The sequence below is a fragment of the Pseudomonas sp. NPDC098747 genome, assembly GCF_044760045.1.
Taxonomy (GTDB): domain Bacteria; phylum Pseudomonadota; class Gammaproteobacteria; order Pseudomonadales; family Pseudomonadaceae; genus Aquipseudomonas.
The window spans coordinates 64,653-76,923 of the sequence record NZ_JBIWAL010000027.1; the positions used below are offsets into that span (position 1 = coordinate 64,653).

General features: G+C 59.9%; 10 protein-coding genes. 9 read left to right on the plus strand and 1 reads right to left on the minus strand.

Features of this window, described 5'->3' with window-relative positions; genetic code table 11:
* The coding region (locus ACIQVE_RS17515; RefSeq protein WP_402810480.1) for a malic enzyme-like NAD(P)-binding protein at positions 1 to 1,053 on the plus strand (1,053 nt) is incomplete at its 5' end.
* Positions 1,054 to 1,412: 359 nt separating this feature from the next.
* Here the strand turns inward: ACIQVE_RS17515 and ACIQVE_RS17520 are convergent.
* A complete protein-coding gene (locus ACIQVE_RS17520) occupies positions 1,413 to 3,857 on the minus strand; it encodes a penicillin-binding protein 1A (RefSeq protein WP_402810498.1) in 2,445 nt (814 codons plus the stop codon).
* A 219-nt stretch (positions 3,858 to 4,076) separates the two neighbouring features.
* On the opposite strand from ACIQVE_RS17520, the gene ACIQVE_RS17525 reads away from it, so the two are divergent.
* The 8 genes from ACIQVE_RS17525 to ACIQVE_RS17560 all read left to right on the plus strand — a co-directional run.
* Positions 4,077 to 5,141 (plus strand): pilus assembly protein PilM, encoded by a 1,065-nt coding sequence (locus ACIQVE_RS17525; protein ID WP_402810481.1) that lies wholly within the window; start codon positions 4,077 to 4,079, stop codon positions 5,139 to 5,141.
* Complete coding sequence (locus tag ACIQVE_RS17530; protein WP_402810483.1) at positions 5,141 to 5,707, plus strand: PilN domain-containing protein; 567 nt, start codon at positions 5,141 to 5,143, stop codon at positions 5,705 to 5,707. The genes ACIQVE_RS17525 and ACIQVE_RS17530 overlap by 1 nt, the downstream gene beginning before the upstream one ends.
* Positions 5,704 to 6,327 carry a type 4a pilus biogenesis protein PilO gene (gene pilO / locus ACIQVE_RS17535; protein ID WP_402810484.1) on the plus strand — a complete coding sequence of 208 codons (624 nt, stop codon included), beginning with the start codon at positions 5,704 to 5,706 and terminating at the stop codon, positions 6,325 to 6,327. The genes ACIQVE_RS17530 and pilO overlap by 4 nt, the downstream gene beginning before the upstream one ends.
* Positions 6,324 to 6,851 carry a pilus assembly protein PilP gene (locus ACIQVE_RS17540; RefSeq protein WP_402810486.1) on the plus strand — a complete coding sequence of 176 codons (528 nt, stop codon included), beginning with the start codon at positions 6,324 to 6,326 and terminating at the stop codon, positions 6,849 to 6,851. The genes pilO and ACIQVE_RS17540 overlap by 4 nt, the downstream gene beginning before the upstream one ends.
* 13 nt (positions 6,852 to 6,864) lie before the next feature.
* Positions 6,865 to 8,943 (plus strand): type IV pilus secretin PilQ, encoded by a 2,079-nt coding sequence (gene pilQ / locus ACIQVE_RS17545; protein ID WP_402810488.1) that lies wholly within the window; start codon positions 6,865 to 6,867, stop codon positions 8,941 to 8,943.
* A 4-nt stretch (positions 8,944 to 8,947) separates the two neighbouring features.
* Positions 8,948 to 9,466 carry a shikimate kinase AroK gene (gene aroK, locus ACIQVE_RS17550; protein WP_402810490.1) on the plus strand — a complete coding sequence of 173 codons (519 nt, stop codon included), beginning with the start codon at positions 8,948 to 8,950 and terminating at the stop codon, positions 9,464 to 9,466.
* 152 nt (positions 9,467 to 9,618) lie between these two features.
* A complete protein-coding gene (aroB, locus tag ACIQVE_RS17555; RefSeq protein ID WP_402810491.1) occupies positions 9,619 to 10,719 on the plus strand; it encodes a 3-dehydroquinate synthase in 1,101 nt (366 codons plus the stop codon).
* A gap of 10 nt (positions 10,720 to 10,729) precedes the next feature.
* Positions 10,730 to 12,271 (plus strand): AAA family ATPase (locus ACIQVE_RS17560; RefSeq protein WP_402810492.1); only part of this gene is annotated, 1,542 nt, incomplete at its 3' end.

Consider the following 12,271-nt stretch of genomic DNA (forward strand, 5'->3'; position numbering starts at 1 on the left):
AACGCGATTCTCGGCCTGGGTAACCTCGGCCCACTGGCTTCCAAGCCAGTCATGGAAGGTAAAGGCGTGCTGTTCAAGCGCTTCGCCGGCATCGACGTTTTCGACATCGAAGTCGACTCCGAAAGCCCGCAAGCCTTCATCGACACCGTCAAGCGTATCTCCATCACCTTCGGTGGTATCAACCTGGAAGACATCAAAGCGCCTGAGTGCTTTGAGATCGAACGTGCTCTGATCGAGCAGTGCGACATTCCGGTATTCCACGATGACCAGCACGGCACCGCGATCGTGACCGCTGCGGGCATGATCAACGCCCTGGAAATCGCCGGCAAAACCCTCGCTGACGCGAAAATCGTCTGCCTGGGCGCTGGTGCAGCCGCCATCTCCTGCATGAAATTGCTGGTGAGCATGGGCGCAAGCATCGAAAACATCTTCATGGTTGACCGTACCGGCGTGATCCACTCCGGCCGTGACGACCTGAACCAGTACAAAGCGGTGTTCGCCCACGCTACTGAAAAACGCACCTTGGCTGACGCTCTGCAAGGCGCAGACGTGTTCGTCGGTCTGTCCGGCCCGAACCTGCTGAGCGCGGAAGGCCTGCTGTCGATGGCGGCAAACCCGATCGTGTTCGCGTGCTCGAACCCGGATCCGGAAATCTCCCCGGAATTGGCGCATGCCACCCGTAACGACGTGATCATGGCGACCGGTCGTTCGGACTACCCGAACCAGGTCAACAACGTTCTGGGCTTCCCGTTCATCTTCCGTGGTGCCCTGGACGTTCGCGCCAAGCGCATCAACGAAGAAATGAAAGTGGCTGCAGCCAACGCCCTGCGCGAACTGGCCAAACTGCCAGTGCCTCAGGACGTGTGCGATGCCTACGGTGGTGCCCCGCTGGAATTCGGCCGTGAGTACATCATTCCCAAGCCAATGGACAAGCGCCTGATCACCCTGATCTCCGACGCTGTGGCCAAAGCTGCAATTGAGACTGGTGTGGCGACCCTGCCGTATCCGAAGAACTACCCGCTGAAAAGCGTGGATGATGTGTTCAACGGCTAAGTCGTTGTAGTGCTTCAACCTGAAAGCCCCGGCTCGTGAGAGTCGGGGCTTTTTTGTGGCTGGGGGTTTTGTGTTCCATATCTGGAGCAGCCCTCACCCTAACCCTCTCCCAGAGGGAGAGGGGGCCGAATGGGGGATATTGATGAATGACGCCGACGTGAAAGTCTTGCTGTGAATCCATAATCGACTCGGTCGTTCAGGTCGATGCATGACGCCAGACACCTCGGTCTGCTCCCTCTACCTCCGGGAGAGGGCTGGGGTGAGGGGCTGGATTTTCGTAACGCCGCTAACTCCAACCATCAGTCAATAAAAAGCCCCGCTCTTCTCACAAAGGCGGGGCTTTTCATCAGGCCGCTAAATCAGAACAAATCAATCGGCGCCTGTTCATCCGCCGGCAGCGGGCTGCCCGGCACGGAGCCATTCCCCAGCTCATTCACCGATGGCGGCGTGTCCTCAGCCTTGAACAGCTCGAAGTAGGCGCCCGGCGTGCTCGGCGTTGCAGCTCGACCACTGGCCGGATCCACCCGCAGGCTCAGCATGCCTTCCGGCTCGGGCTGGACGTGCATCGGCTTGTCCTTGAGGGCGGCCGCCATATAGTTCATCCAGATCGGCAGTGAAACCGTGCCGCCGAACTCGCGGCGACCGAGGCTTTCCGGCTGGTCGAAACCGGTCCAGACCGTGGTCACGTAATCGGCGTTGTACCCGGAGAACCACGCATCTTTCGACTCGTTGGTCGTACCGGTTTTACCGGCGATGTCGCTGCGGCCCAAGGCTAGCGCACGACGCCCCGTGCCGCGCTTGATGACGTCTTGCAGCATGCTGTTGAGGATGTATATGGTGCGCCCGTCGACGATCCGCTCAGCAACTGCCGGCGTTTGCGGCGTAGCAGCGCTAGCCGGGACTTCACCCGGAACCGGCGCGGTGTTGACGGTAAACGATTCAGTGGCGGGTGCAGCGAGGCCATCAGTGGCCGAACCACCCTGCGGAACGGTTGGCGGATTGGCGACGAACAGCGTGTCGCCATTGCGGCTTTCGATCTTGTCGATGATGAACGGAGTGATCTTGTAGCCGCCGTTGGCGAACGTGGCCCAACCGGTGGCGATCTCCATCGGCGTTAGAGTCGCGGTGCCCAGCGCCAGCGACAGATTCGGCGGCAGATCCTGCTTGTTGAAGCCGAAGCGGGTGATGTAGTCGATGGTCTTGCCAACGCCCATTGCTTGCAGCAGGCGGATCGAAACAAGGTTGCGCGACTTGTACAGCGCTTCACGCAGGCGGATCGGGCCGAGGAAGGTATTGGTGTCGTTCTTCGGACGCCAGACCTTGTCCAGGTACTCGTCGACGAACACGATTGGTGCGTCGTTGACCAGCGTGGCGGCGGTATAGCCGTTGTCCAGCGCAGCGCTGTAGACGAACGGCTTGAAGCTCGAACCGGGCTGACGCTTGGCCTGCATGGCGCGGTTGTAATTGCTCTGCTCGAACGCAAAACCACCGACCAGCGAGCGGATCGCGCCGTTCTGCGGATCCAGCGACACCAGCGCGCCTTGCGCCTGGGGAATCTGACTGAATTTCAACGAATTGTCTTGCTGGCGCTGCACGCGAACCAGATCACCGATCTGCGCGACATCCGACGGCTGGCGCGGGTTGGCGCCCATGCTGTTGGTATTAAGGAACGGCCGCGCCCATTTCATGGTGTCCCACGCGACATGGTCTTCGCCAGTGCGGGTCAGCACTTGCAGGCCATTCTTGTCGACCTGCATGACGATGGCCGGCTCAAGGCTGCTCACGGTGCGCTGTTTGGTCAGCTCGGTGGCCCAGGCCTCGCGAGTCTTGCCCGGCAGGCGCGACTCGGGGCCACGGTAGCCGTGACGCTGATCGTAGGTCATCAAGCCTTCATGCAGCGCGGTGTTGGCCATTTCCTGCAGGTTGCTCGGCACCGTGGTAGTAACGCGAAAACCCTCGGTATAGGCGTCACTGCCATAGCGGCCGACCATCTCTGCACGGGCCATTTCGGCGATGTACGGTGCGTTCACTTCCGGGGTCGGCACGTGATAGCTGGCGTTCAGCGGCTCGTTGATCGCGGTGGTGTACTCAGGCTCAGTGATCTTGCCGAGTTTGTACATGCGCCCGAGGATCCAGTCGCGACGCTCTTTACTGCGCGCCGGATTGGCCAGCGGATTGAAGCGTGAAGGGGCTTTCGGCAGGCCGGCGATCATCGCCATCTGCGCCAGGCTGACGTCGCGGATCGACTTGCCGTAATACACCTGCGCCGCCGCCTCGATGCCGTAGGCGCGGTTGCCCAGATAGATTTTGTTCACGTACAGCTCAAGGATCTCGTCCTTGGTCAGCTGCCGTTCGATCTGCAAGGCCAGAAGAATCTCGGTGGTTTTGCGCGAGAAGCTGCGTTCGCTGCTCAGGAAGAAGTTCTTCGCCACCTGCATGGTAATGGTGCTGCCGCCGGACTGAATGTGCCCGCTCTTGACCAGTTGGGTCGCGGCACGCATCAAGCTGCTCGGATCGACGCCATAGTGGTTGGCGAAATTGTCGTCTTCAGCACTTAGTAACGCATTAATGAAATTGGGTGGAATGTCGGCGAAACGGATCGGAGTACGGCGCATTTCGCCAAACTCTGCGATCAACTTGTCGTCGCTGCTGTAGACCCGCAGGGGAATCTGCAACTGAATGCTTCTCAGAGCCTCCACGGACGGCAAACCCGGACTAAGGTAAAGATACGCGCCGCTGAGAGCTAAAAGCAGTCCGCAGAAAACGGCGACGATGGACCAACCGAAAAATTTCAGCAAACGAATCAAGGCTTTTGGACATCCAGGGCAAAGAATGAATTTGGCGACGGGGTTCCGGCTACACACAGAACGGTCCGCGCAGGCAGTAAAAAGCGGAAAAAATCGCTGGGCATTATAAGCACTTTTCTGCTGGGGGCGTCATTTGCGCTTCTGTCAAGACGGGGTGAAGGAACGCAATGTGTATTACAGAGTCCGTAACTCACGGAAAGTCATAGGGAATTGGTAGTGCTGGGACTCTTCAATAAAAAGACCAATGCGTTACTGGGGATCGACATCAGCTCCACCTCAGTGAAGCTGCTGGAACTAAGCCGTCAAGGTGATCGCTATCGGGTCGAGGCATATGCGGTGGAGCCGTTGCCGCCCAACGCTGTGGTCGAAAAAAACATCGCCGAGCTCGAAGGCGTCGGTCAGGCCCTGACCCGGGTGCTGGCCAAGGCGCGCACCGGGCTGAGAAGCGTGGCTGTTGCGGTGGCCGGTTCAGCGGTGATCACCAAGATCATCGAGATGGACGCCGGGCTTTCCGACGACGAGCTGGAAAACCAGCTCAAGATCGAAGCCGACCAATACATTCCCTATCCGCTGGACGAAGTCGCCATCGACTTCGAGGTTCAGGGCGTGTCGCCGCGCAACCCCGAGCGGGTCAACGTGCTACTGGCCGCGTGTCGCAAGGAAAACGTCGAAGTCCGTGAAGCGGCCCTGGCCCTGGCCGGACTGACCGCGCGCGTGGTGGACGTCGAAGCGTATGCGCTGGAGCGTTCGTTCGGTTTGCTCGCGACGCAGTTGGCGGCTTCTCAAGAGCGCCTGACCGTTGCGGTGGTCGACATCGGCGCCACCATGACCACCCTCAGCGTCCTGCACAACGGCAAGATCATTTACACCCGTGAACAGCTGTTCGGTGGCCGGCAACTGACCGAGGAGATTCAGCGTCGTTATGGTCTGACCCTCGAGCAGGCAGGGCTGGCGAAAAAGCAGGGCGGTCTGCCCGATGACTACGTCAGCGAGGTGTTGCAGCCGTTTCGCGAGGCGCTGGTGCAGCAAGTGTCGCGTTCGTTGCAGTTCTTCTTTGCTTCCGGCCAGTACAACGCGGTCGACCACATTCTCTTGGCAGGCGGCACGGCGTCGGTGCCGGGGCTGGATCGGCTGATCGAACAGCGCCTGGATACCCCGACCCAAGTGGCCAATCCGTTTTCCAATATGGCCCTGAGCAGCAAGGTCAACGCTGGAGCGCTGGCCAGTGACGCGCCAGCCTTGATGATCGCCTGCGGGCTCGCGCTCAGGAGTTTCGACTGATGGCGCGAATCAACCTTTTACCCTGGCGTGAGGAGCGCCGCGAAGCGCGGCGCAAACGCTTCCTGCTGGCACTGATCGGCGTGGTGGTCGGTTCGATCGGCGCAGTGTTCATTGCCGATCAGATCATCAGCGCCGCCATCGCGCAGCAAGTCGCGCGCAACGACTACATCGCCAAGCAGATTGCCGTGGTCGACGAACGGATCAAGCAGATCAGCGAACTCAAGGCCCATCGTCAGCAACTGGTCGAGCGCATGCGCATCATCCAGGACTTGCAGGGCAACCGGCAGGTCAGCGGACGTATCTTCGATCAACTGGCGCGAACACTGCCCGACGGCGTGTATTTCACTGATGTGAAAATGGCCGGTAAAACCTTGTCGATCACGGGGGCGGCGGAGTCGAACAACCGCGTCTCCGAGCTGATGCGCAATCTGGACGCATCGGACTGGTTCGACGCGGCAAGCCTCACTGAAGTCAAAGCGACCAGTGCCGACCAGGTGGAGCAGGCGAACGTCTTTCAACTGACTGTTCGTCAGACCCAGCCGAAGATTGTGGAGGGCGAGCAATGAAGTCGTCCGAATGGCTGGAGAGTCTGCGCAACATCGACTTCAACGATCTGGACACCAGTAACATCGGTTCCTGGCCGGGCGCGGTCAAGGCCATCGCCGGGGCGCTGTTGATGGTGCTGGTGTTGGCGTTTGGCTATAACTTTTTCATCAGCGACATGCAAAACCAGCTGGAGCTCAAACGCGAAGAAGAGGCCACGCTCAAGGAGCAGTTCGCCAGCAAAGCGCGCATTTCCGCCAATCTTGACCTGTACACCCAGCAGATGAAGGAGATGGAGAATTCCTTCGGCGTGCTGCTACGCCAGTTGCCCAGTGACACCGAAGTGCCGGGCTTGCTGGAAGACATTACGCGTACAGGTTTGGGCAGTGGTCTGGAGTTCGAGGAAATCAAGCTGCTACCAGAGGTCACCCAGCAGTTTTATATCGAGTTACCGATTCAGATTACTGTCACTGGCGCTTATCACGACCTCGCCACGTTCGTCAGCGGCGTAGCCGGTTTGCCGCGCATCGTTACCCTGCATGACTTCGAACTGGCCCCGGCCAACAAAGAAGGTGGGTCGAAGTTGCGCATGAGCATCCTCGCCAAGACCTACCGCTATAACGACAAGGGGCTGCAAAAATGACCCTTGTTCGTTATTCCGCCCGGTTGATGGCACTGCTGGCATTGAGCGGTTGTGGTGCCAGCAATGACTTCAGCGACCTCGATGCCTATATGAATGAAGTGCGCTTGCGTCCGGCAGGCAAGATTGAACCAACCCCGACATTCCGGTCTTACCCAACATTCAGTTACAGCGCCGCCAATCTGCGCAGTCCGTTCTCGCGGCAGGTGCGTGTCGATCTGGTAGGGCAGAAGCATGGCTCGCGCAACGTCAAACCCGACCCCGGTCGGGTCAAGCAATACCTCGAAGGTTTCAACATCGAGCAGTTCGAGATGGTCGGCACGATTGCCAACGCTTCCGGCTCCTTCGCGCTGTTGCGTGGGGCCGGCGGGGTGCATCGGCTAAAGGTCGGCGATTACCTGGGACGCAATGATGGGCGAATCGTGGCCATCAATGCCACCCAGGTCGATGTGGTCGAAATTGTGCCCGACGGCGAAGGTGCCTGGCTGGAACGCCCGCGTACCATTCCTTTGAAAGAGCACTCATAGTGGAAGTCGAATAATGAACAGGATTTTCTCCACCCTCGGTTTTTCGCTATGGATAGCGCTGGTGTCACCGATGGTACAGGCGGCCAATTTGAAGACGCTGAGCGTAGCGGCGTTGCCGGGTGATCGCGTCGAACTGAAGCTGTCGTTCGACGGCCCGCCACCGCAGCCCAAGGGTTACACCACCGAATCGCCGGCGCGAATAGCGCTGGATTTACCCGGTGTCGCCAGCCAACTGGCGAGCAAAAATCTCGATCTGGGCAGTGGCAATGCGCGTACGGCCACAGTGGTTGAAGCCAAGGACCGTACGCGGCTGATCGTCAGTCTCACGCAATTGGCGCCTTACGACACGCGGGTTGAGGGCAACAATCTGTTCGTGGTGGTCGGTCAAGGTGCGCCGGCCAAGGCGTCGCGACCGGCAGTCGCGGCACCGCGCGCGGCGACTACTGCTGCGGCGCCCGCCAAGGCGTTCGTGCCAAAATCCCGCGCTATTCGCGGCGTGGATTTTCAGCGTGGCACAGCGGGCGAGGGCAATGTCGTCATCGACCTGTCCGACCCGACCATCGCCCCGGATATACAGGAACATGACGGCAAGATCATCCTCAGCTTCGCCCGTACGCAATTGCCGGAAAAGCTGCGGGTGCGCCTCGACGTCAAGGATTTCGCCACCCCGGTGCAATTCGTCAATGCCGGCGTGACCGGTGATCGCACAGTCATTACCGTCGAGCCCAGCGGCACTTTTGACTATTCCACGTTCCAGACCGACAACAAACTGACCGTCAGCATCCGCCCGATGACCGTCGACGACCTGCAAAAACGCAACGCAGATCGGCAAGCCTACGTCGGTGAAAAGCTCTCGCTGAACTTCCAGGACATTGACGTGCGCTCGGTGCTGCAACTGATCGCCGACTTCACCAACCTCAATCTGGTGGCGAGCGACACAGTGCAGGGCGGCATCACCCTGCGTCTGCAAAACGTGCCGTGGGATCAGGCGCTGGATCTGGTGCTGAAAACCAAAGGCCTGGATAAACGCAAGATCGGCAATGTGTTGCTGGTCGCTCCAGCCGATGAAATCGCCGCGCGCGAACGTCAGGAGCTGGAGTCGCAGAAACAGATCGCCGAACTGGCGCCGTTGCGTCGTGAGCTGTTGCAGGTGAACTACGCCAAGGCTGCCGACATCGCCAAGCTGTTCCAGTCGGTGACCAGCGCCGAGGCCAAGATCGACGAGCGCGGATCGATCACCGTCGACGATCGGACCAACAACATCATTGCCTATCAGACCCAGGATCGTCTCGACGAACTGCGGCGGATAGTGGCGCAACTGGATATACCGGTGCGTCAGGTAATGATCGAAGCGCGAATCGTCGAGGCCAACGTCGATTACGACAAGAGCCTGGGTGTGCGCTGGGGCGGTTCGATCCAGAACAAGGGCAACTGGAATGCCTCCGGGGTCAACGGCTCATCGACCACTATCGGCACGCCGGGCAGCACCAGTACCAACTCGCCGTTCGTCGACATGGGCACCGTCGGCAACACTTCCGGGATCGGTATCGCGTTCATTACCGACAACGTTTTGCTCGATCTTGAGCTGACGGCCATGGAGAAGACTGGTAACGGTGAAATCGTTTCGCAGCCCAAAGTGGTCACCTCCGACAAGGAGACCGCGAAGATCCTCAAAGGCACCGAGATCCCCTACCAGGAAGCCAGCTCGAGCGGCGCCACGTCGGTGTCGTTCAAGGAGGCCTCGCTGTCGCTGGAAGTGACGCCACAGATCACCCCGGATAACCGCATCATCATGGAGGTCAAGGTCACCAAGGACGAGCCGGACTACCTGAACAAAGTGCAGGATGTGCCACCGATCAAAAAGAACGAGGTCAACGCCAAGGTGCTGGTCAATGACGGCGAAACCATCGTGATTGGGGGTGTTTTCTCAAATACTCAAAGCAAGGTCGTAGATAAGGTGCCATTTCTTGGCGATGTGCCGTATCTTGGCCGCCTTTTCCGGCGTGATGTGGTTTCGGAGAAAAAATCCGTGCTGCTGGTATTTCTCACTCCGCGTATCATGAATAACCAGGCGATTGCTGTGAGTCGTTGATTCTGTGCGAAATTTGATTCTTGTAGGTCCGATGGGTGCTGGCAAAAGCACCATCGGCCGATTACTGGCCAAAGAGCTGCGCCTGCCGTTCAAAGATTCCGACAAGGAAATTGAATTGCGCACGGGCGCCAATATCCCGTGGATCTTCGATAAGGAAGGCGAGCCGGGCTTTCGTGACCGTGAGCAGGCGATGATCGCCGAGCTTTGCGAGTTCGATGGCGTGGTGTTGGCGACCGGCGGGGGCGCGGTCATGCGCGACGCCAATCGCAAGGCCCTGCATGCGGGCGGTCGCGTGGTGTATCTGCACGCCTCCGTCGAACAGCAAGTCGGCCGCACTTCCCGCGATCGTAATCGGCCGTTGCTGCGCACCGCCGATCCGGCGAAAACCCTGCGTGACCTGCTCGCGATCCGTGATCCGCTCTATCGGGAAATCGCCGATCTGGTGGTGGAAACCGACGAACGGCCGCCGCGCATGGTAGTGCTCGACATTCTCGACCGTCTGGCGCAGCTTCCTCCCCGTTAAAGCATCGCCCGAAATGCGCTATCCTCGGCGTCCTGTCACAGCCCTCCGAGGGTGTGGCGGATGGCGTGCCGGCGGCGTCATACCCGCTACAGGCCGCAGATAACCAATTATTCAGGGCAGGACGCCTGCTTCCATCTTCACTGTGGGGACACATGCAGACACTCAAGGTCGATCTAGGCGAGCGCAGCTACCCGATTCATATTGGCGAGGGTTTGTTGGATCAGCCCGAGTTGCTGGCTCCGCATATCCACGGTCGTCAGGTGGCAATCATCTCCAATGAGACCGTTGCGCCGCTCTATCTCCAACGTCTGACACGCAGCCTGGCGCAGTTCTCGGTTATTTCCGTGGTGTTGCCGGACGGCGAAGCCTTCAAGAACTGGGAAACCCTGCAGCTGATTTTCGACGGCTTGCTGACCGCCCGTCATGACCGCCGCACCACTGTGATCGCCCTCGGCGGCGGTGTGATCGGCGACATGGCCGGTTTCGCCGCTGCTTGCTATCAACGCGGCGTCGACTTCATCCAGATCCCCACCACGTTGCTGTCTCAGGTCGATTCGTCGGTGGGCGGCAAGACCGGGATCAACCATCCGCTGGGCAAGAACATGGTCGGCGCGTTCTATCAGCCGAACGTGGTGCTGATCGATACGGCGTCCCTGAAAACCCTGCCACCGCGCGAGCTGTCGGCGGGTCTGGCCGAGGTCATCAAATACGGTCTGATCTGCGACGAGCCGTTCCTCGGCTGGCTCGAAGACAACGTCGACGCCCTGCGAGCGCTGGATCAAACAGCCCTGACTTACGCCATCGAGCGCTCCTGCGCAGCCAAGGCTGCGGTGGTCGGCGCCGATGAGAAGGAAACCGGCGTACGCGCCACGCTCAACCTCGGCCACACGTTCGGTCACGCCATCGAGACCCACATGGGCTATGGTGTCTGGTTGCATGGTGAGGCGGTGGCGGCTGGCACCGTGATGGCGCTGGAGATGTCCGCGCGTCTGGGCTGGATCAGCGAGCAGGAACGCGATCGCGGTATTCGTCTGTTCCAGCGCGCCGGTTTGCCGGTCATCCCGCCTACCGAGATGAGCGAAGCCGATTTTCTTGAACACATGGCAATCGACAAAAAAGTGATCGACGGTCGTCTGCGCTTGGTGCTGCTGCGCCGGATGGGCGAAGCGGTAGTGACCGACGATTATCCGAAAGAGGTTCTACAGGCCACGCTGGGAGCGGATTACCGCGCCCTGGCACAGCTTAAAGGTTAATAAGATTCCGATGACTAGTTTGCATGCCGACGAGGCGTTCCTCGGCCATTTCCAATTAAGCCACGACCCCTTCGCTCCTCGGGTTCCGGGCTTCAAGTTCTTCCCGGCCCAGCGCAAACCGGTGCTGGGTCAGTTGCATCACTTGGCGCGTTACAGCCAGTTGCTGCTGGTGGTCACTGGCCCGCAGGGCAGCGGCAAGACTTTGCTGCGTCAGGCGCTGGTTGCCAGTACTAACAAGCAATCGGTGCAGAGCGTGGTTGTTTCTGCGCGCGGTGCAGGCGATGCAGCTGGTGTATTGCGCCAGGTGGCTCAGGCGCTGAACGTGGCTCAGGCCGAAGTTGGCGTGATTCTGGATCAGGTGGTGCAGTTGGCGCTGACTGGTCAGGAAGTCTATCTACTGGTGGACGACGCCGAGCAGCTCGACGAATCCGCCCTCGAAGCGCTGATGGCGCTGGGTGCCGGTGCACCGGAAGGTCGCCCGCATGTTTTCCTGTTCGGTGAATCGTCGCTGATCGCTCAGCTTGAGGCTTTGCACCTTGAGGAAGAGCGTTTCCACGTCATCGAATTGCAGCCTTACACCGAAGAAGAGACGCGCGAGTATCTCGACCAACGGCTCGAGGGTGCAGGCCGGGGTGTCGAACTTTTCACCGCGGATCAGATCTCTGATATTCACGAAAGCTCCGAGGGTTGGCCTGGCAACATTAACCAGGTCGCTCGCGATGCACTGATCGAAGTCATGATTGCCAGCCGCTCTGCGGTCAAGCGTCCAAGTATGGGGTTCAACATGCCGAAGAAACACGTATTGGCGATTTCCGCCGTCGTTGTGGTCGCGGTCGCCGCCGCCTGGCTGATGCCGGGTCGCAACAAGGCGCCAACCACCGGCGCACCCGCCAACGAACAGGCACAACTGCCATTGGGTCAGGGCGCAGCCAATGGCGGCGCACCGAACGTCGAATTCGCCGGTAATACTCAGCCGATGCCGTTGCCGCTGGTCGGCAACTCGCAACCGGTCATGCGCGGCCCGCTGGCTGAAGCGGCCGGCGGTATCACCGAAGGCGACGATGGCGTGCCACTGGAAGGCTCGAGCGACACGCCGCCAACCGTGACCACTTCGGCGCCACCTGCGGGCGTTCCGGCCGGCCCTGCTCCAACACCGGTACCAGTGCCAGCCGCCAAGCCGACGCCTGCACCGACGCAAATCGCCACCGCCAAGCCTGCTCCGGTAGCGCCAGTGGTCAAACCCGCTCCAGCGCCAGCCAAACCAGTTGCTGCCGCCAAACCAGCCGAGAAGCCGGTTACCGTCGCTAAAGCCGCTGGTGGCAGCTGGTACGCCGGGCAACCGACGAGCAACTATGTGGTGCAGATCCTCGGCACCAGCTCCGAGACGGCCGCGCAAAGCTTCGTCAAGGAGCAGGGCGGCGAGTACCGTTATTTCAAGAAAGTCCTCAACGGCAAGCCGCTCTACGTGATCACTTACGGCAACTTCGCCAATCGTGATGCGGCTGTTTCTGCCATCAAGGCCTTGCCAGCGAAGGTTCAGGCTGGTAAACCT